Annotated in this window: 24 protein-coding genes and 2 pseudogenes; 8 read left to right on the top strand and 18 right to left on the bottom strand. The window is 73.2% G+C overall.

Annotated elements, in window-relative coordinates:
* The first annotated feature begins 77 nt into the window (after positions 1 to 77).
* Complete coding sequence (locus DT019_RS40165) at positions 78 to 1,457, top strand: PAS domain-containing protein (protein ID WP_114036284.1); 1,380 nt, start codon at positions 78 to 80, stop codon at positions 1,455 to 1,457.
* Here DT019_RS40165 and DT019_RS09575 read toward each other — a convergent pair.
* Positions 1,414 to 2,202, bottom strand: a pseudogene (locus tag DT019_RS09575) (SigB/SigF/SigG family RNA polymerase sigma factor); the annotation flags it as partial. The gene DT019_RS40165 and the pseudogene DT019_RS09575 sit on opposite strands and share 44 nt — an antisense overlap.
* A 282-nt stretch (positions 2,203 to 2,484) precedes the next feature.
* On the opposite strand from DT019_RS09575, the gene DT019_RS09570 reads away from it, so the two are divergent.
* On the top strand, positions 2,485 to 2,868 hold the full coding sequence (locus DT019_RS09570) for a CBS domain-containing protein (protein WP_114036282.1): 384 nt from the start codon (positions 2,485 to 2,487) through the stop codon (positions 2,866 to 2,868).
* A gap of 282 nt (positions 2,869 to 3,150) precedes the next feature.
* Here the strand turns inward: DT019_RS09570 and DT019_RS09565 are convergent, their stop codons facing one another.
* Positions 3,151 to 3,498, bottom strand: coding sequence for a VOC family protein (locus tag DT019_RS09565; protein WP_114036281.1), 348 nt, complete (start codon positions 3,496 to 3,498; stop codon positions 3,151 to 3,153).
* A gap of 181 nt (positions 3,499 to 3,679) precedes the next feature.
* Between DT019_RS09565 and DT019_RS09560 the strand changes: the two genes are divergently transcribed.
* Positions 3,680 to 5,158, top strand: a complete 1,479-nt coding sequence (locus DT019_RS09560) for a bifunctional phosphatase PAP2/diacylglycerol kinase family protein (protein WP_114036280.1) — start codon at positions 3,680 to 3,682, stop codon at positions 5,156 to 5,158.
* Between the two features lie 109 nt (positions 5,159 to 5,267).
* Positions 5,268 to 5,435, top strand: a complete 168-nt coding sequence (locus tag DT019_RS09555; RefSeq protein ID WP_114036279.1) for a hydrophobic protein — start codon at positions 5,268 to 5,270, stop codon at positions 5,433 to 5,435.
* Positions 5,436 to 5,523: 88 nt separating this feature from the next.
* Here DT019_RS09555 and DT019_RS09550 read toward each other — a convergent pair whose 3' ends face one another.
* The 10 genes and pseudogenes from DT019_RS09550 to DT019_RS09505 form a co-directional block, all read right to left on the bottom strand.
* On the bottom strand, positions 5,524 to 5,793 hold the full coding sequence (locus DT019_RS09550; protein ID WP_114036530.1) for a gas vesicle protein K: 270 nt from the start codon (positions 5,791 to 5,793) through the stop codon (positions 5,524 to 5,526).
* A 182-nt stretch (positions 5,794 to 5,975) separates the two neighbouring features.
* Positions 5,976 to 6,167 (bottom strand): annotated as a pseudogene (locus DT019_RS09545) (gas vesicle protein); the annotation flags it as partial.
* On the bottom strand, positions 6,164 to 7,000 hold the full coding sequence (locus tag DT019_RS09540) for a GvpL/GvpF family gas vesicle protein (RefSeq protein WP_114036278.1): 837 nt from the start codon (positions 6,998 to 7,000) through the stop codon (positions 6,164 to 6,166). The gene DT019_RS09540 and the pseudogene DT019_RS09545, both read right to left, overlap by 4 nt.
* Positions 6,993 to 7,364, bottom strand: a complete 372-nt coding sequence (locus tag DT019_RS09535) for a gas vesicle protein (protein WP_114036277.1) — start codon at positions 7,362 to 7,364, stop codon at positions 6,993 to 6,995. The genes DT019_RS09540 and DT019_RS09535 overlap by 8 nt, the downstream gene beginning before the upstream one ends.
* The gene (locus DT019_RS09530; protein WP_114036276.1) at positions 7,364 to 7,618 is read right to left on the bottom strand and encodes a gas vesicle protein GvpG; all 255 of its coding nucleotides are present in this window, start codon (positions 7,616 to 7,618) and stop codon (positions 7,364 to 7,366) included. The genes DT019_RS09535 and DT019_RS09530 overlap by 1 nt, the downstream gene beginning before the upstream one ends.
* 3 nt (positions 7,619 to 7,621) lie before the next feature.
* Positions 7,622 to 8,338: a GvpL/GvpF family gas vesicle protein gene (locus tag DT019_RS09525; RefSeq protein ID WP_114036275.1), complete on the bottom strand. Its 717-nt coding sequence runs from the start codon at positions 8,336 to 8,338 to the stop codon at positions 7,622 to 7,624.
* Positions 8,335 to 8,757 carry a gas vesicle structural protein GvpA gene (locus tag DT019_RS09520; protein WP_114036274.1) on the bottom strand — a complete coding sequence of 141 codons (423 nt, stop codon included), beginning with the start codon at positions 8,755 to 8,757 and terminating at the stop codon, positions 8,335 to 8,337. Before DT019_RS09520 ends, DT019_RS09525 begins: the two co-directional genes overlap by 4 nt.
* Before the next feature lie 150 nt (positions 8,758 to 8,907).
* Entirely contained in the window at positions 8,908 to 9,255 is a 348-nt protein-coding gene (locus DT019_RS09515) for a gas vesicle protein (protein ID WP_114036273.1), read from the bottom strand.
* Between the two features lie 198 nt (positions 9,256 to 9,453).
* On the bottom strand, positions 9,454 to 10,206 hold the full coding sequence (locus DT019_RS09510; protein ID WP_114036272.1) for an MBL fold metallo-hydrolase: 753 nt from the start codon (positions 10,204 to 10,206) through the stop codon (positions 9,454 to 9,456).
* A 103-nt stretch (positions 10,207 to 10,309) separates the two neighbouring features.
* Positions 10,310 to 10,729: a phage holin family protein gene (locus DT019_RS09505; protein WP_114036271.1), complete on the bottom strand. Its 420-nt coding sequence runs from the start codon at positions 10,727 to 10,729 to the stop codon at positions 10,310 to 10,312.
* Between the two features lie 211 nt (positions 10,730 to 10,940).
* Here DT019_RS09505 and DT019_RS09500 point away from each other — a divergent pair, with 211 nt between their 5' ends.
* Both DT019_RS09500 and DT019_RS09495 read left to right on the top strand, forming a co-directional pair.
* On the top strand, positions 10,941 to 11,774 hold the full coding sequence (locus DT019_RS09500) for a class I SAM-dependent methyltransferase (protein WP_114036270.1): 834 nt from the start codon (positions 10,941 to 10,943) through the stop codon (positions 11,772 to 11,774).
* A gap of 93 nt (positions 11,775 to 11,867) precedes the next feature.
* Entirely contained in the window at positions 11,868 to 12,221 is a 354-nt protein-coding gene (locus DT019_RS09495) for a VOC family protein (protein WP_114036269.1), read from the top strand.
* A gap of 72 nt (positions 12,222 to 12,293) precedes the next feature.
* On the opposite strand, the gene DT019_RS09490 is transcribed toward DT019_RS09495, so the two are convergent.
* The 3 genes from DT019_RS09490 to DT019_RS09480 form a co-directional block, all read right to left on the bottom strand.
* The gene (locus DT019_RS09490) at positions 12,294 to 15,692 is read right to left on the bottom strand and encodes a molybdopterin-dependent oxidoreductase (RefSeq protein WP_114036268.1); all 3,399 of its coding nucleotides are present in this window, start codon (positions 15,690 to 15,692) and stop codon (positions 12,294 to 12,296) included.
* Positions 15,693 to 15,844: 152 nt separating this feature from the next.
* The gene (locus DT019_RS09485) at positions 15,845 to 17,812 is read right to left on the bottom strand and encodes a DUF5107 domain-containing protein (protein ID WP_114036267.1); all 1,968 of its coding nucleotides are present in this window, start codon (positions 17,810 to 17,812) and stop codon (positions 15,845 to 15,847) included.
* Between the two features lie 102 nt (positions 17,813 to 17,914).
* A complete protein-coding gene (locus DT019_RS09480; RefSeq protein WP_114036266.1) occupies positions 17,915 to 18,811 on the bottom strand; it encodes an arginase family protein in 897 nt (298 codons plus the stop codon).
* A gap of 163 nt (positions 18,812 to 18,974) precedes the next feature.
* Here DT019_RS09480 and DT019_RS09475 point away from each other — a divergent pair, with 163 nt between their 5' ends.
* Positions 18,975 to 19,316 carry a DUF6204 family protein gene (locus DT019_RS09475; RefSeq protein ID WP_114036265.1) on the top strand — a complete coding sequence of 114 codons (342 nt, stop codon included), beginning with the start codon at positions 18,975 to 18,977 and terminating at the stop codon, positions 19,314 to 19,316.
* On the opposite strand, the gene DT019_RS09470 is transcribed toward DT019_RS09475, so the two are convergent.
* From DT019_RS09470 to DT019_RS09460, 3 genes are read right to left on the bottom strand one after another with little or no spacing between them, the layout of a single operon-like run.
* On the bottom strand, positions 19,313 to 19,870 hold the full coding sequence (locus tag DT019_RS09470; RefSeq protein ID WP_114036264.1) for a GNAT family N-acetyltransferase: 558 nt from the start codon (positions 19,868 to 19,870) through the stop codon (positions 19,313 to 19,315). The two genes, DT019_RS09475 and DT019_RS09470, sit on opposite strands and share 4 nt — an antisense overlap.
* Before the next feature lie 27 nt (positions 19,871 to 19,897).
* Complete coding sequence (locus tag DT019_RS09465; protein ID WP_114036263.1) at positions 19,898 to 20,227, bottom strand: hypothetical protein; 330 nt, start codon at positions 20,225 to 20,227, stop codon at positions 19,898 to 19,900.
* Entirely contained in the window at positions 20,224 to 20,463 is a 240-nt protein-coding gene (locus tag DT019_RS09460) for a LapA family protein (RefSeq protein ID WP_114036262.1), read from the bottom strand. The genes DT019_RS09465 and DT019_RS09460 overlap by 4 nt, the downstream gene beginning before the upstream one ends.
* Before the next feature lie 174 nt (positions 20,464 to 20,637).
* On the opposite strand from DT019_RS09460, the gene DT019_RS09455 reads away from it, so the two are divergent.
* Positions 20,638 to 21,366 carry a GntR family transcriptional regulator gene (locus DT019_RS09455; protein ID WP_114036261.1) on the top strand — a complete coding sequence of 243 codons (729 nt, stop codon included), beginning with the start codon at positions 20,638 to 20,640 and terminating at the stop codon, positions 21,364 to 21,366.
* Positions 21,367 to 21,388 lie beyond the last annotated feature (22 nt).

The raw sequence follows: 21,388 nt of genomic DNA, 5'->3' as shown, positions 1-21,388 counted from the left end.
TCATGCTGCGGCTTCCCGGCCCGCGGGGCCCGAAACGGTGGCCCCCGGGCACCGGCGCGGGGGGCTAGCTTTCTCCCATGACGCAAACGGAGGACGACTTCGGCGAGGAACTGGCGGATTTCGTCAGACGGGTGGGCGAGCTGCGCACCGCGCGCGCTCGCCCGGCGGGGGAACAGTTGACGGTGCTGGACGCGGCGCTCTTCGAACTCCAGCATGTGGCGGAGCAGTTGTGGCCGCGCTACGAGCGGATCATGGCCGCCACCGGATCCCCTTCACCTGGGGAGCGACAGGAGCGGCAGCTGCTGAAGGCGCTGTTCCAGCGGCTGCCGTTGCCGGTGGCGCTGGTCGACCGGGAGACGGTGGTACGCCGTCTGAACTTCGCGGCGACCGGCCTGACCGGCGTCCGCGCGGGGTACGCCACGGGGCGGCCGCTGGCCGCGCTGCTCACCCCGGGCGACCGAGCGGCGTTCCGTTCGCAGGCCGCAGCGGTGGCCCGGGGCGAGGGCGACCGGGGTCTCACCGTGCACCTCCAACAGCGTCCCGACGAGCCCCTGTTGGCGACCTTGACGGCGCTGCGGCCGCCGGACGAGGCGCAGTCGGCGGTGCTCGTGGTGTTCCAGGCGGGCAGCGCGCGCGGCTCGGCGGCCGCTCCCCCGCCGCCCGCGCTCCCCGATCTCGCCGAGTCGACCCGGCATGCCGAACTCATGGACGTGATTGACCTCATGGCGTCCACCTTGCTGCAACTCCACACGGGCGAGCGCGAGTTGCTGGTGGGCGGGGCCGCGCGCGTGCTGTGCGGCCGGTTCGCCGACTGGATCGTGTGCGATCTGGTCGAGGGCGGGCTGCGCCGTGCGGTGGTACTGGGCCCCTCGGGTCCGGCGGCGGCTCCGCTGCTGCACGCGGTGGCCGGGCAGGACCCGGCGCGCTGCCCGCTGGTGCTGGAGGCGGCGCGGGCCGGGAACGGGGCTCTCCAGGTCCAGCCCGAGGACGCCGACGGCTTCGGTCACGACCCCTCGGGGACTCCGATGCTCGCCCGCGCGGAGGTGTCGTCCCTGATGTGCGTGCCGCTCGGGGCGCCGGGGCCGGTGACGGGGGTGCTCACCCTGTTCCGCACCGGGTCGGCCCGCCCCTTCTCGATGGCGGAGGGGCGGGCGATGGACGTGATGGCGCGTCACATCACGCTGGCTATGCGGCGTCCGGCTCCTGACGGTCCTGGCGAGGCGGCAGATTCCGCTCCATGCACGTCAGTTGATCCGCGCGAGGAGTCCTGCGCGTCCGCGACGCCCCCTGCGCCGGCGGCGCCGCGGCCCGCAGCTTCGCCTTCGACTTCCCCTCCGGACGCTCGCCCGCCCCGGCCCCGCTCCGCGCGGAACGATGGGACGGACGGGTCGGCCGCCGCTGATCGTCGTGCGGATCCCGCAGGGCCTGGTCCCGCAGACGGGTGCAGCAGCGCGTGAGGAGCCGGGACACGTGCATCTGCGAGATGCCGAGGTCCTCGGCTATCCGGCTCTGGGTCATGTCGCGGAAGAACCGCATGTAGAGGATCTTGCGTTCGCGCTCGGGCAGGCAGCGCAGGCCGCGCTTGACGGACTCGCGGTCGACGACGGTGTCGAGGGCCGGGTCGGCGCTGCCGAGCGAGTCGCTCAGGCTGTATCCGTCCTCGCCGCCGGGGAGTTCGGCGTCGAGGGACAGGGCGCTGAAGCTGTCGATGGCTTCGAGCCCGGCCCTGATCTCGCCCTCGGTCATCCCGGTGTGCGCGACGAGGTCGGCCACGCTCGGCCGCTGACCGTCCGCGCTCGCCGCGAGCTCCTGCGTCGCCGCTCGCACCCGTCCCCTCAAGTCCTGTACTCGGCGCGGCACATGGAGCGTCCACATGTGGTCGCGGAAGTGCCGCTTGATCTCGCCCGTGATGGTGGGCACGGCGTAGCTCTCGAACGCGGCGCCGCGGCTGGGGTCGTACCGGTCGACGGCCTTGACCAGGCCGAGCGCCGCGACCTGGCGGAGGTCCTCCAGCGCCTCGCCGCGGTTGCGGAAGCGCCCGGCGAGCCGCTCGGACATGGGCAGCCAGGCACGGACGAGTTCCTGGCGCAGTGCGTCGCGTTCGGGGCCCTCGGGCAGTGCCGCGAGCCGTTCGAAGGCGGCGGCGGTCCTCGGTGCGTCGTCGTGCGGATGCCTGTGCTTCGCCGTGGTGTTGGTACGCATATGCGATCCAGCTCCCTGAAACGGTGCGGCGGATGGTTGTCACCGGGGAGCCTGCGGCCGGGCAGCGTGGCCGGACGCCCGGAGCGGACAGCCGCTCCCACGGACGTGCCTCCGGTCCGAAGCACGAGGTTCGCCTGCCCGGAGTCCGCAGGGCCAAACGTGCTGTTGTGCGAATGGCGTCGGGGACGCGTTTCCCCCGGCCGGAGCCCGGTACCCGGTCCCGCGCGCGGGGCCCAACGGGGCCGCGCCACAGCGGGATCGAGGAAGACGGGGCGTGAAGCCATGGCACGTTTCGTGCGGGATGTGATGACGGTGGGCGTGTGCGCGGTGCACTGCGACGCCTCACTGGTGGAGGCGGCGCGGCTGATGCGGGCCCAGGGCAGCGGGAATGTGCTGGTGACCCGGGCCGGGCTGGTCATCGGGGTGCTGACGGACCGGGACATCGCGCTGCGGGCGGTGGCCGAGGGCGTCGATCCGCTGGCGGTCAGCGCGCAGGCGGTGTGCACCCGGGCTCCGGTGTGCGTGGGCCCGGACGACGAGGTGGCCGAGGCGGTGTCGTTGATGCGCCGGCACGCGGTGCGCCGGCTGCCGGTGGTGGCGCAGGGGCGCCCGCTGGGCATGGTGAGCCTCGGCGACGTGGCCCACCCTGCCGAACGCCCGGTCTGAGCGCCGCGTAGCCCCGTTCTGCCGGACGGGAGCGCGTCCCACCCGGCCGGGCCGCCCCCGTCGGCGCTGCTGGGACGGCAGCCTGGTCTGGACGTCGGCGCCGGGCGGCGGCGTCACGGGCTCGGCGAAGAGCCCGCTCCTGAGAACGCGGCGACCTCGCGGACCGCGAACTCGCCTAACTGTTACAGGAGTTGCCCGTCCGCGCCCATGGGGCACGAGGGGTCCCGGGCGTGCGGGGCCCGCAGGGGCTCAGGCGCACAGGGCCGCCGGGGCAGGCACACGTCAGCGGTGTCCCAGGACGTTGATCACGCGGCCATTGGGGTCGCGGACGAAGAAGCGTCGCACTCCCCACTCCTCGTCCTGGAGCGGATGGACGATCTCCGCGCCGTGCTCGCGCATGAGGGCGTAGGCCGCGTCCACGTCGTCCACCTCCACGCTCAGGTCGGGCGTGAGCGGGGCGGTCTTGTCGTCGGCCATGAAACTCACCTGCGCTCCCGGGCTGGACGGCGAGGCGAGCGTCATGATCCATCCGTGGTTCATGACCTCCTCGAAACCCAGCAGGCCGTAGAACTCCTTGTTCTCCCGCACGGACTCCGACTGGATGTTGGGCACCACACGACGTACGGCCATCGACGACTCCGGAGAAGAAGGGCAGGGCAACGGGCAGAGCTGTGGGACTCCTCAGGACTACTACGGCGCGCGCCCCGGCGCACATGTTTTCCGCGACACGGGGGACGGAAGGGGCGGGTCGTGTCGAGCCGCGCCGCAGGTGGGACCGGTTGGGCGCGGGGCGCCAGGGTACCCGCGCGCCATGAAGCACTCGACTTGGCACAAGCGACTCGGCGCCCGCGACAAGGCGCTGTTCCACTTCGCCGCCACCCGCAACTGGCCGGCCGCGGAGGCCGTGCTGCCCCGGCTGAGCCGGGCCGCCAACCACGGCGCCCTGTGGTTCGCGACGGCCACCGCGATGGGCGCGACCCGCTCTCCCCGCGCCCGCCGGGCGGCACTGCGCGGTCTCGCCTCGCTCACGCTGGCCTCGCTGACCGTGAACACCGTGGCCAAGCGCTCGGTGCGCCGGGCCCGCCCGCTGCTCGACGCGGTGCCACTGGTACGCCAGTTGAAGCGCAGCCCGATCACCACGTCGTTCCCGTCGGGCCACGCCGCCTCCGCCGCGGCCTTCGTGACCGGCGTGGCCCTGGAGTCGCGGGCCTGGGGCGCGGCCCTGGCGCCGGTGGGGTTCTCGGTGGCGGCGTCCCGTGTGTACACCGGGGTTCACTATCCGGGTGACGTGGTGGCGGGCGCGGCGCTCGGGGTGGGCGCCGCGTTCGCGATCCGCGGGCTCGTGCCGACCCGCACCCAGCTCCCGCCGCCCGGCCGCCCGCACGCCGAGGCCCCGGCGCTGCCCGCGGGCCAGGACCTGGTGGTCGTGGCCAACCGCGGCTCCGGCACCGCGCTGGCGAAGGCGGCGCTGATACGGGCCGCGCTCCCGCTCGCCGAGGTCGTCGAGTGCGACCCGGACGACCTGCCGGGGGCCCTGGAGAAGGCCGCGGGCCGCGGCCGGGTGCTCGGGGTGTGCGGCGGCGACGGCACCGTGAACCTGGCGGCGGCGGTCGCGGCCCGCGTCGGTGTGCCGCTCGCCGTGTTCCCCGGCGGCACCCTGAACCACTTCGCCCTCGACCTCGGCATCGAGGAGGTCCAGGACACCTGCCGGGCGCTGGCCTCGGGGGATGCCGTACGGGTGGATCTCGGCCGCTTCCGGCCCGGTCCCGATGGCGCGGAGGCGGGGTACTTCCTCAACACGTTCAGCCTCGGCGTCTATCCGGAGCTGGTGCGGGTGCGCGAGCGCTGGTCGCCGCGGATCGGCAGCTGGGCCGCGGGCATTCTCGGCTCGTACGAGGTGCTGCGCGGGGAGCGGCCGTTGCGCAAGGATCCGGCGGGCAGCCGCCCGGAGCTGTGGTTGCTGTTCGCGGGCAACTGCGTCTACCAGCGTCTGGGACCGGCTCCGGCGCGCCGCTTCGACCTCGCGGACGGGCTGCTCGACGTGCGCGCGGTGCGCGGTGGCCGGCTGCCCGGCGTCCGCCTCCTCGCGGCCGCGCTGGCCGGGCCCCTGAACCGCTCCCCCGTCCACGCCTCGCGCAGGATGTCCCGCCTCAGGGTGGCGGGCCTGGAGCCGGGCACGTCACTGGCGTACGACGGTGAAGTGGCCGCGGCACCCGAGGAGTTGGTCCTGGACAAGCTTCCGGAGGCCCTGACGGTCTACCGGCCGCCGGTGCGCCCCTGGGCCGCTTGAGCCTCCCGCAAGGGAGAGCGGGTCCGGTGGCGCCGGCTGTCCGGGCCCGTTTCAACTTGCGGCTTAGGGCGGGAATTCAGGGGAACTCGAACGCCAGGAGGTACACATCATGGTCCCGATTCTGCTGGTCCTGCTCCTCGCACTTCTTCTGTTCGGTCTCGGCTTCGCGGTCAAGGTTCTGTGGTGGATCGCGATCGTCGTGCTCGTCGTGTGGCTGCTCGGATTCCTGATGCGCAGCACGACGACGTCCGGCCGGTCGCGCTGGTACCGGTGGTAGTCGGCCGCCAGGGATCCACTGGTCGCTCCCACCGGAATTCCCCTCTCTCGGACATCCGGAAAGCCCTGGATTCCAGAAGTCGTGGACTCTAGGAGCCTTCCCTCGGAAGCAGGGGGCCGAGCGGGCCGAGGTCGATGTTGAGATCTTCCGGGCGCAGCCCGAACTTCGACCTCAGCTCGCTCATCCTGCTTTCCAGCAGCATCAGCGTGAGCCCGATCCGCTCCTCCTGGTCCTCGGTGAGCTCGCCGGTCTCGACGCGGCGCAGCGCCTGGCGCTCCATGAGCTGGCGCAGCAGCTCGACGACGGTCAGGACGAGCCGGGCGAGATCGCGCTCCACCGTGTCGGGGTCGAGTTCCACCCGACGCCGGGGCGCCCCGCCTTCCTTCCGCTCGCTCCCGCGCTCCTCCCGCCGCGGGTGCGTGCCGTTCACCTGCTGGTGCCGGGTCGTGTGCTGGCTCATCGCGACGGCTCCTTCCGGTCGTCCGCGTCTTCGAACTCGTGCGCGGTGACCCCGCCCGAGGCGACCTCGCCCGGGTCGAACTCGGTGAAGGGAGAGGGGACTTGGGCGCTGACCGAGCTCACGAGCGCGTTCAGGTCGATGCGTACGAGATCGACGTCCGCGATCCGCAGCGTCAGGTCGCCCGTGATGACCACGCCTCCGGCGAGCAGCCGGTCGAGCAGGTCGACCAGGGCGACCTCGCGCTGCGCGAGGGCTTCGGCGTCGCCGCTCACAGCCTCTCCCCACCCTCCGGCTGGTCCTGCGCGCCTTCCCGGCCCTGGGCGTCCGCGTCCTGGCCGCCGTCCGCTTCGCCGACGAAGGAGTACGGCGCCCACGGCCCGGTGATTTCCACGCGGACGCCCGTGATGTGCGGAACGCAGTCCCGCACGGCCGCGACGAACTCCTCGCTCCGCTCGCGCGGAACCAGATAGGCGGCGTTGAGAACGTTCTCGCCTGGCTCGCCGGACAGCTGGGCGTTCTGGGGCCGGTGGAGCCGTTCGGCCTCGGCCCGGTCGCACAGCTCCGCGTGCAGGGCGCGGGCGAGCGTTCCGGCCCGCCGCCAGGTCTCGTCGCGGGACTGCCGCTGGCCCAGGCGCCGGCGCAGGTAGTCGCGCCCGGTCGCCGCCTTCACCTCCGGTGCCGGTGCCTGCCGTTCGGGCTGGGCGTAGACCTTGACGCCCCATTCGACGCGGCCGTCGAGGCGTTCGATGGCCGGTACGAAGCGGGCGCGTCCGGAGTCGAGCAGACGCCGCACACCGCTCTCGTCGCGGCACACCGTGGCGAGCCTGAGCGGCAGCGGGCAGGTGATCCCGGCGAGCGCCGCGATCACGGCCTGGTGGCCGCGGGCGGTGCGGCCGAGCCAGTCCAGGTCCTCCAGGTGGGCCTTGAGCGGGGCGGCGCCGAAGTCCCCGGCGGGGACGCGGCTCACCACGGCGCACAGGCCGCGGTGCTCGATCAGACCGGGCGGTCGCCCGTCGAGCCCGAGCACGCCGTCGGGAAGCGCCCCGGTGAAGGGGCGCGTCACGGCGTACACGTACAGCAGCTCGTCGTCGTTCACATCATGCATCGGGCACCGCCCCTTGCTCCCTTTCGGTGCTCTGCGCCTCTGGCGTCCCGGCGGCGCGCGCCGATTCCAGGGCGGCTATGCGCGCCTTCAACTCCTCGTTCTCCCTCGCCATTTCACGGCGGCGGGCGCCGGTGGAAAGGGCCGGGTCGTCCTCCCACCAGTCGATGCCCATTTCCTTCGCCTTGTCTATGGAGGCGACGATGAGACGCAATTTGATGGTGAGGAGTTCTATGTCGAGGAGGTTGATGCGAATGTCCCCGGCAATGACGATTCCCTTGTCAAGGACACGTTCGAGAATGTCGGCGAGATTGGCGCCACTGCCGTCGGGCGGGTAGGCGTCGGGGAATCGTGCCGGGGTCGCCATCAGTTCCTCCGTGGTTCGGATGCGGCGCGGGTCGGGTGTTCCAGGCGGTCGAGGAGCTCGTCCTCACGGCGGTCGAACTCGGCCTCGTCGATCTCGCCGTCGGTCAACCGCTGTTCCAGCAGGGCGAGTTCGCGCCGCACCGTCTCGGGGTCGTAGTACTGCCGCTCCGCCTCCGCGGCCACCTGGCCGAGCACCCAGAAGGTGCCGCGGACGGGGGCCGCGGGAAGCAGCAGCAGCTCCTTGAGGAGGCCCACGTCCTACTCCGTGAAGCTGTAGGGCGGCAGCGGGCCGTGGACCTGGATGACGAGGTGCGGGGCGCGCTCGCGCAGGGTGTCCACGGCGGCGACGAAGTCGGCCGTTGAATCACGCGGGACGAGGAAGGAGATGTTGGCGAGCCAGCCGGTGGACTGGGGGCCGGGGCTCCGTTCCTCGGCCACGCCCTCCAGGGCGCGCTCCACCAGGACGGCGTCGGTCGCCTCGCGCTGCTGCACGGCGGCCGCGATGCGCTCGCCGAGCCGCAGCTTCTGTTCGTAGGTGCCGCCGCCGGCCTTGCGGTTGGCCTCGCTCATGGCCCGCAACTCGGCGTTCTCGGCGAGGACTTGGTGAAGCACGGCCTCCTCGTCGTGGGTGGCCTTCACGTTGTACTCGACCTTGCCGTCGAGGGCTTCGAGGCGCTCCAGGTAGCGCTTCTCGTGTTCGGCGAGCACGGCCCGCACGGCGTCGTCGTCGGGCGAGACGCCGCCGAACCGCATCGGCAGGACCGGCCCGCCGGCCCCGGCCTCGGCGAGTACGTTCTGGTGCGCGAGCAGGTCGCGTCGCTTGGGCCTGAGTTCCTCGGGGGCGTCGCTGACGAGCGCCACGAGGTCTCCCTGGGCGACCGTGCGGACCGGGCACGGCGGGTCACCGATCCCGCCCATCCGCTCCGGCAGCCGTCCGTGGGTGCGGCGGGCGATGCCGTAGACGTACGTGGTCATTCCTGCTCCTCCTTCCGGCGCGACGCGGTGCGCCGGGCGCGCGGCCTCGGCTCCGGTTCGCTCTCCTCACGGGCTTCCTTGAAGGCGTCGGAGATGGTCTGTGCGGCGCCTGAGAGCGCTCCCTTGGACTTGCCGCGGGCACCGGACTCGGTGATCTCGCCGACCAGGTCGGGAAGTCCGGGGCTGCGGTGCGGGCCCGCTTCCAGGTCGAGGCGGTTGCACGCCTCGGCGAACCGCAGATAGGTGTCGACGCTGGCGACCACGACGCGTATGTCGATCTTCAGGATCTCGATGCCGACGAGGGAGACACGCACGAACGCGTCGATCACGAGTCCGCGGTCGAGCACGAGCTCCAGGACGTCGTACAAGCCACTGGTGCCGCCGCTGCCGCCGCCTTGCTGTGCCGGGACAACCGTCATGTCGTCCGGCCCTCCTTGTCTGTAGTCCTTGGCCGTCGGTCAGCGGACAGTGGGCACCTGTCGGCTGACACGTGACGCCTGATGGGTTGGTCGGTGCTTCGCTGGGGTGCCGTGCCGGTCGTGTTCGGCGCGCCGGTCCGGTGGGCGGGCTCAGGTGTTGCGGTCGGCCCGGCCGCGTTCGTACCTCCGCAGGCGCCGGTAGCCGGTGAGTTCGCCGCCCGGGGCGAGCTCGACCTCGTAGGAGGCGAGCAGACTCATCGTGTCCGGCACTCGGGAGAGTTCGAGGACCTCGATCTTCAACTGCCATCCCTGGTCGGTGCGTTCGAACGACGAGACGGATTCGGCGGGCATGCCGATGAGTTCGGACAGCTGGGCGCGGGCGCCCCGCAGGACGTCCACCGCGCTCGGGAGGCCGTCGTCGGCACGGGATGCCGGGGCGGACTTCTTCGCCGCCGTCCCAGGTGATGTCTTGGGTGGGTTCTCCGGTTTGCTGGCCATGTCACCTCGCGTGGTAGGCCTTTCGGGTAGCCACCATGCGGCGGATCAAACCCGCGCGGGCGCACGGCGCGTCACATGCGGGCAGGCAGCGGGCACGACGACGCCCGCCGGACGGCACGGTCGTTCGTGGTGCCGCCCGGCGGGCGCGGGGTGGTGCGGGGGCAGGCCCTTCGACGAGCCAGGGAGGCCGCGTCGGGGTCAGAGCGTGAAGCGTCCGGCCGGCTTGAGCAGGTGCAGCCGGTCGCTCAGCCCGGCCGCCCCGAACGCCTCGACGAGCGTGTCCGGACCCTGGCTGAAGTGGGCCCAGTGCTCGAAGTGCAGCGGGACGACATGCCGCGCGCCCAGGATCGCGGCGGCCTCGGCGGCGTCCGCGCTGGACAGCGTGAGGTAGGCGTCGATCAGCGGTGTGCGCGCGCCGCCCGCGAACAGCAGGGCCACGTCCACGGGGCCGAAGCGGTCGGCGATGGTCCGTACATGGTCGAGGGAGGCGTTGTCACCACTGACGTACACGGTCGGCAGGTTGTCGCCGTGCAGCACGAAGCCGGTGACCTCGCCGACCACGGGCTCGCAGCCCGCGGGGCCGTGCAGGGCGGGCACCGCGGTGATCCGCAGCCGCCCGCTGCGGTAGGTCTCCCAGCTCGGCAGCGGTGTCACGCGGTCGCTGAGCCGGCTGTGCGCTTCGGCGGTGGAGAGCACGACGGGGACCCGGTCGAGGTAGTCGCGCCCACCGCGGTCGAGGTTGTCGGGGTGCTGGTCGTGGGAGAGCAGGACCAGGTCGGCGGCGCCGACCTCGTCGGCCCCGATGCCGGGCCCGGCGCTCTTGACCAGCTTGCGGTCGCCGACGGGGTAGTCGCCGGGCGCGTCGAAGGTGGGGTCGGTCACCAGCCTCACCCCGCCGATCTCAAGGACGGCCGTGGGGCCGCCCACGTACTGGATGGCGAGGTCGCTCATGTTTCCCTCCCGAGTCGATCACTGCGTGGCGGGGAGGACAACGAGCGCGGTCGGCGCCTTGTTCCCGCTGCCCGGCTGCCGCGGTCGCCCACCTCCCCCGGGGTCAGCGCGTGCGGTCGTGCGGTGCGCCCAGCGGTCCGCGCGGCGGTTCGGGGGCGCCCGGCGGCACCATCGGCGGTATGACGGGGGCGCCGGGCGGCACGCCGGGTTCCAGGGGCTCGGATGCGGGGTTCGCGGACACCCCGCCGCCGCCGTCGCGGGCACTGCGGCTCAGTACTACGGCGGCCCCCACCAGCAGGAGGCCGACGATCAGCGCGGCTGCCCAGTAGGGCAGCGCCATCGCGAGGACGAGCAGCAGGAACGCGGTGAGCGCGGCGCCTCCGTAGAGCCCCGCCGCTCCGGCTCCCGCGTACATCCGCGCGGCTCGGCGCTGTTTCCTGGTCTGTTCGCGCAGCTCGTCCTTGATGGCGTCCCGGACGACCTGGGAGAGCTGCTCCGGCAGGTTCGGCAGGTTCGTTTCCATGCGGGCCGAGTACCCGGACCGCCCGGCGGCAGTCATCGGAAGCCGACATCGGATGTCCGCATACCAAGACGACCATCTCAGATTCTGGCCGACCGCTCTAAAGTGGGCTCACCAGCAGGGCAGTTCACCGTCCTGTGGGACGCGCCGCGCCTCGGGTCGGCCGACCGCGCGGTGCGCGGAACCCGTCAACTCTCGGAAAGGGAGTCCGCTCATGTCGCAGGAGACGCCCCGGGCCACACCGGGCGAGACCGCCGTCTACACGCACGGCCACCACGAGTCCGTGCTGCGCTCGCACAGCTGGCGGACCGCCGCCAACTCGGCGGCGTACCTCATCGGTGAACTGAAGCCGCACATGCGGGTCCTGGACATCGGCTGCGGGCCGGGCACCATCTCCGCCGATCTGGCCACCCTGGTACCCGACGGTGAGGTGACGGCGGTCGACCACGCGCCGGGCATCGTCGAGCAGGCCCGCGCCCACGCGGCGGAGCGCGGCCTGGACAACATGTCCTTCGCCGTCGCGGACGTCCACGCGCTGGACTTCCCGGACGACACGTTCTGCGTCGTGCACGCCCATCAGGTGCTGCAGCACGTCGGTGACCCGGTGCGGGCGCTGCGCGAGATGCGCCGGGTCACCCGGCCCGGCGGGATCGTCGCGGTGCGCGACAGCGACTACGGCGCCTTCGCCTGGTTCCCCGAGGTGCCCGCGCTGGACGGCTGGCTGGAGCTGTACCACCGGGTGGCCCGCGCCAACGGGGGCGAGCCGGACGCCGGTCGTCGCCTCAAGTCCTGGGCGCTGCGCGCCGGTTACAGCGACATCAGGGCCTCGGCGAGCACCTGGTGCTTCACCACCGGGGACGAGCGCGCCTGGTGGAGCGGTCTGTGGGCGGACCGCACGGTCGCCTCCTCGTACGCGGGCCTGGCGGTCGAGGGCGGCCACGCCACGGTGGACGAGCTGACCGCCATCTCCGAGGCGTGGCGGTCGTGGGGCGCGCGGGACGACGCCTGGTTCATGGTGCCGCACGGCGAGATCCTCTGCCGCGTCTGACCGCCGGGCAGCGCACCGCCTCCCAGGGGGCGGAGTCTGGCGGGCGCCCGGATCCGCTGCCGCGGACGATCTCCCCCAACTAGGCTTCGGGCCATGGAGATCCTAGGCACCACGCTGCGCATCTGCGTCGACGACCTGGAGAGCGCGATCGTCTTCTACGAGCGCGTCACCGGTGGTCGTGCGCTCCGCTTCGACCGCGGCGGTGTGTCCGTCGCCGCCGTCGGCGCCTTCCTGTTGATGAGCGGGCCCGAGGCGGAGCTCGACGTGCTGCGCAAGGTGACGGCGACGGTGGCGGTCAACGACGTCGACGAGGCGCACACCACGCTCACCGAGGCCGGGGCCCACGTCATCGCGGGCCCCGTCGCGACGCCGGCGGGCCGCAACCTGATCGCGGTGCACCCGGACGGCTCGGTCTTCGAGTACGTCGACCGCAAACCGGCGTACTGAGGGGCCGCGTTCGGCCCGCCGGGACCCCGCTGTGGCCCCGCGGCGCGGCGGCAGCCGCTCGTACCGCTGCCGCTACGCGTCGAGCACGAGGTCGGACGTCGGTACGGACTGGCAGGTCAGCACCGAGGTGTCCGGCAGGGACGCGTCGGGCGTCACCAGATGGGCCGCCTTGCCGGACAGCACGGAACAGGCGCAGCTCTCGCACTGTCCTACGCGGCAGCCGCTGGGCAGGGTGAGTCCCGCGGACTCGGCGGCGGCCAGCAGGGTGCCAGCCGGTTTGGTCCAGCGCACCGTGCGGCCGGAGCGGGCGAAGGTGACGGTGAAGGCCGCGTCGTCCGGCACGGCGACCTCGCTCGGGGTGGCCCGGAAGCGTTCGCTGAAGATCTCGAACGCGGGGACGCCGCGGGCACGGAGTCCGGCCGTCAGGGAGTCGAGCATCGGGGCGGGGCCGCACAGGTAGAACCGGGCCCGCTGCTCGATCAGGTGTCCGCTCGGGGAACGGGCGGTGATGAAGCCCTCCCGGTCGTGGTCACGGCCCAGGACGTCGCCCGCACCGGGGGCGGCGTAGTGGTCGATGACACTCAACTGCGTTATGCGAAGGGCGAGTTCGCGGATCCGGGTCCGGAAGGGGTGGTCCGCGGAGTTGGCGTTGCCGTAGTGCAGGATGACCTCGGGGACGGTCCCGCCGGTCGCGGCGAGGGTCTCCAGATAGCTGAGGAAGGGCGTGATGCCGATGCCGCCCGCGACGAGGACGACGGGGGCGTCGGTGTGCGTGGGGATCACGAACGTGCCGCCGGGCCGGGTGAGGTGCAGCCGGTCGCCGACGCGCAGCGCCCGGTGGACGTAGCCGGAGAAGGCACCGTCGGGGAGGTGGCGCACGGCCAGCTCGTAGGCGGTGCGTTCGGGGGCGAGGGCCGGGCCGGTGAGTGAGTAACTGCGGCTCAGCGCCGGTGGGGTGAGGGCGCCGCCCGCGTTCTCGGCGCGTACGGTCACGTGCTGACCAGGGCGGAAGTCGGGCAGCGGGCCGCCGTCCGCGGCTTCCAGGCGTACGGTCCGCACACCGGGCCCCTCGGAGCCGAGCGCGGTCACCACGAAGGGCCGGGTGCCCGTCCAGGGGACGTCGTCGGCTGCCGGGGCGATGCGGCAGGCGGCGGAGCGCAACGGGACCGAGCCGCTGAGCGGGTCGGTGTCCGTGTGGTCGATCAGGCGGTTGAAGTTGTGGCCGTGCTCGTCCAGCGGGTCGGCGCCGGGCAGCCCGAGGTCCGGTGCGTCCTGCCACCAGCCGTACTCGCCGACCACCACCGAGGGATGCAGCGAGTCGTCGAAGCGGGCCCGCAGCCGGATCGATCCGAGCCGCGTGGACACCTCGGCCCACTGGCCCTCGGCGATGCCGTACGCGGACGCCGTCGCGGGGTGCAGATCCACCGCCGGGTCGGTGGCCCGGCGGCGCAGGGAGGTGAGGGAGCGGTGCTGGCTGTGCACGAAGTAGCCGTGCTTGGCGCAGGTCAGCACGAGCGGGAAAGCCGAGGTGGTGGGTGCGGGGTCGCGGTGTTCGGGCACCGGTGGATAGCCGTGGTCGCGCAGGCGCTGGGAGTAGAGCTCGACGCGCCGGGTGGGGGTGTTGAAGCCCGCGACGCCCGCGCCGTCCGCGGCGGCGTACTTGCGGTGGGCGAGCGGGCGCGGCACTCGTACGCCGCCGGGCCTGGCGCGGAGTTCGTCGACGGTCAGGCCGAGCGGTTCCAGCTGCCAGTTCCAGGCGGCCTCGATGTCCCCGCCGAAGAACAGCTCGCCCATGCCGAGCCGGCGGGCCAGCTCGAAGACCACCTCGGTGTCCGACCGCGACGCGCCCTGCGGCTCGACCGCCCTGGGCCGCAGTTGCACCTGCTCCTGGGCCCGGTGGCCGGCCTCGAAGCCGAAGCGCAGGGCCTCGCGTTCGTAGGCGCTGTTGACCGGCAGGACGATGTCGGCGGTGGCGCTGGTCGGGTTGGCGAACAGGTCGAGGTGCACCTGGAACTCGAGCTGCCGCAGGGCGCGGGCGACGCGCGCCGAGTCCGGCTGGGCGACCACGAGGTTGGAGCCGAAGCCGATCAACGCCCGCACCGCGTACGGCTGTTGGTTCTCGATGGCGCGGCACAGGTCACCGGCGTTGATGTAGCCGGAGGCGGGCGGGCCCAGCGGGTGCCGGTCCAGGCCGAGCGCCTTGGCCCGCTGCCCGGGCGCGAACTGGCCGAGGTGCGTAGCCGCGTTGTACGGCGGCGGGGGCACGACGTGGTTGCCGCCCTCCGCGTCGAAGGACCCGGTCAGCGCGTACAGCGTGGCGATGGCCCGCTCGGTCTGGGAGGCGTTCGCGCTCTGCCCGACGCCCGTCCAGCCGTAGTAGGCCACCTTCCGCGCGGCGCCCATCCGGGCTGCCAGCTCGCGGATCTCCCCTTCCGGGATCCAGGTGGTGCGGGCCACCTTCTCCACCGGCCACCGCGCGCAGGCGTCCGCGTACTCCTGGAACGCCGGGACGCAGGTCACCAGGCCGCCGTCCGCGGTCCGAACCGGGAACGCGCCGGACAAGGCGAACCGCTCCGGGCGGACGGCCGCCGCGCGGGTGTCGTACGGCTCGGCCCGCCCGGTGCCCAGGTCGTGCACGACGAATCCCTCGGCGTCGGCGGTGTCGGCGAGCTCGCCCGCGCGCAGGAACCGCCCGGTGTCACGGCGCACCAGGAGCGGCCCGTTGGTCCAGGAGCGGACGAACTCCTCGTCGTACGTGCCCTGTTGGATCAGCAGGTGGGCGAGGCCCAGGGCGAGGGCGGCGTCCGTGCCGGGGCGCACCCGCAGCCAGTGGTCGGCGCGCAGCGCGCTGGTGGAGCGGCGCGGGTCGACGACCGCCAGCTTCATTCCGCGGGCCTGCGCGGCGGAGACGGCGGCGGACTGGGCGAGCCATGTCTTGGCCGGGTTGAAGCCCCACAGCAGGGCGAGGTCGGCGTGGGCGTAGTCCGGAGGCGGGATCGGGGCGCCGAAGGTGAACGCGTGGGCGAAGTCCTTGTGCCAGTTGCAGATCTCGGCGCTGTAGACGGTGTTGGGGCTGCCGAAGTGGCGTACGAACCGCTCGATCCACTCGGTCGCGTCCGACACGGCGGTGCCGCTCGGCGTGGCGACGGCGAACGCGACGGCCTCCGGGCCGCTCTCGGCCGCGATGGCGGCGAGCTTCCCGGCGATCTCGGCCATGGCCTCGTCCCAGGAGATCTCCTCCCATCCGGGGTCGGGATCGGTCTTGGGGCGCGTGCGCCGCAGCGGGGTGGTCAGGCGCCGGGTGCTGTGCGCGATCTCCGGCGCGGACCGCCCCTTGGGGCACAGGGCCGCGCCGGTCGGATGCGCGGGATCCGGCCGCACATCGGTCAGCCGGCCGTCCTCGACGGTGAAGACCGCGCCGCAGCGGGACTTGCACAGCGTGCAGTAGCCGCGCTTCTCGACGACCGCCATGACAGGACCTCCGTACGCCCGGCCTCGTTGCCCCCTGTCATTGAAGCCCCACCGGACCGCTTCTCACGGCGGTCCGAAGGCCCCTGTGCGGGGGCCCAAGGGCCTGGCGGGCAGGGGCGAGGGGCCGTGCGTCCTGCCGAAGGACCGCTCGGCTAGTCCCCCGGGCGCATGCGGTAGTCGTAGGCGTCCGGGAGCGGGGCGTCCGTGAGGCGGGACCACACCTCGTTCAGGGTCTCCGCGCCCTCGCGCAGGTCGGCGACCTCGAAGCCCGCTTCGAAGAGGGCGCGGGCCGCGTCCCGGTCGCCCTCCGCGAGGAGCAGCTGGGCCTCGACCAGCCGGAAGCGGCCGCGCTCGCGCACCGCCGGCCGCAGGCGCTCCCACACCCCGCGGGCGTCCGCCGGACGCTCGGCGGCGAGCAGCGCCTCGATGGCCTCGCGGCCGAGCGCGGCGTCGGCGGCGGTCCACTGCTCGCCGTCCCTGCGCTCCTCGCAGAAGTCGTCGTACGCCTCCACATAGCGGTCGGCGGCGCGGCTGGGGTGGCCGGACAGCTGGTCGGCGACCGCGAGGCAGCGCAGCAGCGGCCAGCGGGACGGGGCGAGCGGCAGGCCGCGCTCCCAGCTGCGGACGGCCTGGGCCCGGTCGCCCGCGTGCCACTGGGCGACGCCGAGGTGGTACTCGGTGAGCGGGTCGGCGGGCGCCGTCTCCAGCATGTCGCGCCAGTGCGGGGCGACCAGGGTCGGGCCGGGCGGGGTCACCTTGCGCGGCTCCGGCAGCACGCCCGTGTGCAGCAACTCCAGCCAGGGCCACTGTTCTTGACTGAGCGTCAGCTCGGCGAAAGGCGTGCCGGGCAGCTTGGCTCCCGTGCGCAGGACTTCGAGGGCGCCCCAGCCCGAGCCGGTGGCGAGGCTCTCGCCCGGCTCGGCGTCGGCGAACGGCCGCCAGGCCGCGTACGCCTCCTCCACCGTCGCGCGCGGCAGGGCCCGCTCCAGGCGGTCGGCGGCCTCGGTCTGGGCCGCCGCCCAGTCGGCGCCGTGCACGAGGGCGTGGTCGGCGGCCAGCGGCCCGTACGCCTCCAGCCAGGCGAACTCGCCGCCCGGGTCGAGCGGCACGTGCTCCAGCTGGGTGCGGGCCAGGCCCGCCTGTATCTCGGCGTACCCGGTGGTGCCCGGCTCGGTCAGCCACTCCTGCCAGCGGCGGCCGCCGCGCCCGGAGCCCCACAGGAACAGCTTGCGGCCGCGCAACGTGTCCGTGGAGGTCTGGACGAGCCCCTGGCCGTTCTCGTCGAGGGAGGCGATCCAGCGGCGCTCGCCGTCGGGGACCTCGTAGAAGTAGTCGGCGGGGTACTCGCTGCGCAGCGGGTAGGTGCGGTCGACGCCGTCCCACGTGGGCACCGGGACCCGGCGCAGGGTGCGTTCGTAGCCGAAGTGCCAGGCCTCGTCGGCCGGGGCGAGGACACGGGTGCGCGGGCCCTCTTCGACGGCGATGTTGGACCACCAGTAGACGGGCGCCGTCCGCTCGTGCGGGTTGCGGATGCGCACGCCCACGTACAGGAAGTCGGAGCCGTCGGGGAGCCAGAGGTCCACCTGGAAGGGCAGGTCGCGCAGCCGCTCCCACTCCCACAGGCGGACCATCTCGCCGCCGTCCGGCGCCGGGACGCGAGCGGCGTGGACGGGCGCGCAGGACAGGGTGGTGTGGCCGGTGGCGCCTATGTTCCACTCGATGCCGCCGGAGAACCAGGCGCCGTTGAGGGCGAAGTCGGCGGGCTGGAACACCGGGTTGGTGTAGAGCAGTTCGCGGCCGGTGGGCTTGTGGAACAGGGAGTGGACGCGGCCGCCGAGGCCCGGCAGGACGGTGGCGCGCAGCCGGTCGTTCTCGATGACGATCGTGTCGAGCTCGACCGGGCCGCGCGTGCGCCCGTAGCCGTCGAGGACCCGCACCGGCAGCAGGGTCTCCAGCGGCTCGTACCCGATCTGGCGGGCCATGTCGCGGGGGAGGCCGTCGCGCGCCCGGTCGTCGAGGCGGTGCAGTTCGTCGCGCGGCCGCAGTGCGGGCAGGGGGTTCGGCTCGCCCAACGGGGCGCCGGGCAGGGTCAGTACGGCACGTCGCACGGTCGTGGCCAAGGCAACCTCACTCCCTCGTACGGGGCGCCGGCAGCCCTTTCGGCCGATCCCCCGATGACCATGGAACACCGAGGCACTGACAACGGCCAGGGGACCTCCCGGTCAGGATTGCGCAAAGGCGGCCACGACGAGGTCGGCGAGCAGGGCGCCCGCCGTGCCGTCCGGGTCCAGATCGGGGTCGTAGATGGTGAGGTTCAGGCCTGTGCAGCGCGGCGAGCCCACCAACGTGCGAAGCAGCGGCGCGAGTTCGTCGGGGAGCAGGCCGCCCGGCTCCGGGCTGTCGACGGCGGGCATGACGGACGGGTCGAGCACGTCGGCGTCCAGATGCACCCAGAAGCCGTCGAGCACGGGCACTTCGAGGCTCTGACGGTACCCGTCGGCGAGCTCCGCCGGACCCCACTGCCTGAGTTCGCCCACCGTCGCGGTGGGGATCTTCAACTCGGCGAGCTCGGCCCGGTCCTCGTCGTGGTCCCGCATCCCGAGGACGCGGACATCCTCGTCGCGCACATAGGGCCGCAGCCCTTCGAGGTCAGTGAGGTCGCGCTGGCCGCGGCCGGTGGCGAGGGCCAGTTCCTCACCGCCGGCCGCGCCGACGCGGTCGGAGGTGCCGGGATGGCGGAAGTCGGCGGAGCCGTCGATCACGGCGATGCCGTAGCGGCCGATGCGGCGCAGCGCGAGCGCCGCGCCGAGCTGGATGGAACAGTCGCCGCCGAGCACCACGGGGAAGTCCCCGGCGCGGACGTGGTGTTCGACGCGGTCGGCGAGCCTGCGCGTGTACGAGGCGATGGCCCGCGCGTTGAACACCCCGTCGCCCTCCTGCCAGTCTCCCCGGTCGTAGCGGGGCGGTACGACGACTCCGCCCTCGTACGCGCCGAGGCGGCGCACGATGCCCTGCTCGCGCATGGCTCCGGCGAGCTTGTAGCAGCCGGGCACGGTGCCGGGGGCGGGCGGTCGCAGGCCGAGGTTGGACGGGGCGTCGATGACCACGAGGCGTCGCATGGGCCCATCGTGGTCGAGGGCCGCGCGCGACTTCAAGAGTGGGTGGGGCCCCGGCTGGTGGATGCGGCCCTCGCGGCGGTCCGCGGTATATCGGTCGACACCTCCCGACGCGTGGGCGACGATCGACGCGCAAGGGACGTGCGGTACGGAAGGACAGCGGGACATGAGCGAGCAGCACACCTACCGGGTCATCGTGCGCGGGGTGTGGGACGGGCTGAGCGAACGGTCGCGCACGCGGCTGCTCGCCGAGGTCGAGGACCACGGCCTGACCGCGATGACGTTCACCGAGGAGGGCTCGCTCACCTACGACCGGTCGCTGAAGCACTTCTCGTGGCGCTTCACCGTCGTCTCGGACGCCGCCGACGGCGAGGAGATGGCCGCGGCGATCGCCGAGGACAGGGCGCAGACCGCGCTCTCGGCGCTGGGGCACGGCTTCCGCGATCTGCGCTCGACGGTGACGGACCTCGACACCATGAAGATCAACTACAAGGGTGGCCGGCGCTAGGCGGTGGCGCCCCGCTCCGTCATCTCCTTGGTGATCGCCCACCGTTCGTGGTCGCGCCACGCGCCGTCGATGAGCAGGAAGTCCGGCGAGTAGCCCTCCAGGCGGAAGCCCGCTCGGCGGACCAGTCCGATGGACCCCTCGTTCGCGGACTGGATGTTGGCCTCCAGGCGGTGCAGGCCGAGCGTGCTGAAGGCGTACCGCAGGACGAGGCCCAGTCCTTCGCTCATCAGGCCGCGCCCGGCGGCCGGGGCGAAGGCGCCGTAGCCGATCGCCCCGGACTGGAAGGCGCCCTCCACCACGTTGTTGATGTTGATGAATCCCGCGATGCGGCCGTCGGCCCGCTCGCACACCAGGAAGCCGTGCCGGGTGGGGTCCGTGATGAGGCGGTCCGCGTACGTCGCGTACGCCTCGGGGTCGGCGGGCGGGAAGAGCCAGGGCGCGTGCAGCGTGCGGCTCGCCGCGGCGAGCGCGGTGAACTCCTCGGCGTCCTGGTGGGTGAAGTTCCGTATGCCCACGCGGGGGCCCTCGGCGAGGAAGGTGGCCTCAGTTCGCATCGCCCCAGGCTACTGATCTTTACGGGTTCAGCCCGCCGGGCACCGCTCGGTCTTCTTCACCACGCCGATGCTGACGCGAGTGTGCTCGGCGAGGGCCGCGCCCGCGGCCGGACGCTGCGTGCACACCTTCCAGTTGAACGGCCACAGCACGGTGCGGTGCTCGCCGCCGACGTCCGCCACGTCGAGCTTCGTCCGGGCGTCGAGCTGGTGGAAGACCTGGATCAGGCCCTTGCCGACGAACGCGGGCATGGACGGGGGCGCCCCGGCCTCCTCGGCCAGGGCGATGCCCGTCGAGGCCGCGGTCACCAGGACCAGGGCGGCCGTCGCCGTCACGGCGCGGGCCCGCGCGCGCGTCACCTGCTCCGCCTCTTCATGAAGTAGCCGCCGCAGCACAGCCCCACCACGAACACCGCGAGCAGCGCGAGGTAGAGGGGCATGGAGACCTCGGGGATCAGCAGCCGGATCTTGACCTGGCGGGTGTTCTCGAAGATGAAGACGAGCGCCAGGACGGCGAGGAGGAGGATCCCGATCCTGGCCGGGGTGAAGCCGCCGCCCGCCCTGCCCGTACTGCTCGACTCGTCCCTGGGGCTCATGACCCGGCCCTTCCACTCGTGGTGCCGCCGCTGCCTTGGGCCCAGAGTGACCGATCCGGTCCGGCCCGGGGCGCTTGAGCGGTCCGTACGGGTGAGCGGGCAACCCCCGAGCCGCCTTGTCAGACAAGTGGGGGCGGGGCATGCTGGCCTTCCGGTACGTGGAGGGGCAGGTTCATGGCAGTGAGCGGGCAGCAGCGCAGGCCGGTCGTCGCGCTGTACGAGCGGATCGCGGACGCGATCCACGACGGCACCTATCCCCCGGGCTCCACCCTGCCCTCCGAGCCGAAGCTCGCGGGCGAGCTCGGGGTGAGCCGTCCCGCCCTGCGCGAGGCGCTGCTCCTGCTCCAGGAGGACGGGCTGCTCTCGGTCCGGCGCGGGGTGGGCCGGACCGTCAACGAACGGCCGCCCCGGCGCGGCTTCGAACAGCTCCGGCCCCTCGACGACCTGCTGGGCCCGGTCCGGGTGCGGGCCCTGCTGCGCAGCCGGGAGGAGCCCACCGACTTCACCGCCCAGCACCTGCTCGCGGCCGCCGGGTCCGAGCTGCGGTTCTGGGAGTCCGTCCTGGTCGGGGAGGCGCTCTCGGTCGCCCTCAGCCATGAGTGGGCGGCCCCCGAGGACGTCCTGGAACGGCTGCACCCCGCGTTCGGCGCGGCCCTGTCCGCCGAGCCCGCCGTCTCGATGCTCACCGTCCTGTGCGAGGCCTCGCGGGGCGTCGCGCTGAGCGCGCACAGCGCGGTGAGCGCGACGCTGCTCGGCCGGCGCAGGGGCGAGCAGCTGGAGCGCCCGGCGGACACCCCGGCGGTGCTGATCACCCAGGTCGTACGGGTCGAGGGCACCCCGGTCATGGCCGCCAAGCACATGCTGCCGACGGGCGCCCCGGCGCTGGCGGTCCTCCAGTCCTGACGGCGCCCCGCCGGAGCGGGGT

The organism is Streptomyces sp. SDr-06 (assembly GCF_003324565.1).
Classification (GTDB): domain Bacteria; phylum Actinomycetota; class Actinomycetes; order Streptomycetales; family Streptomycetaceae; genus Streptomyces.
This window is presented reverse-complemented; position numbering and strand designations above follow the sequence as displayed.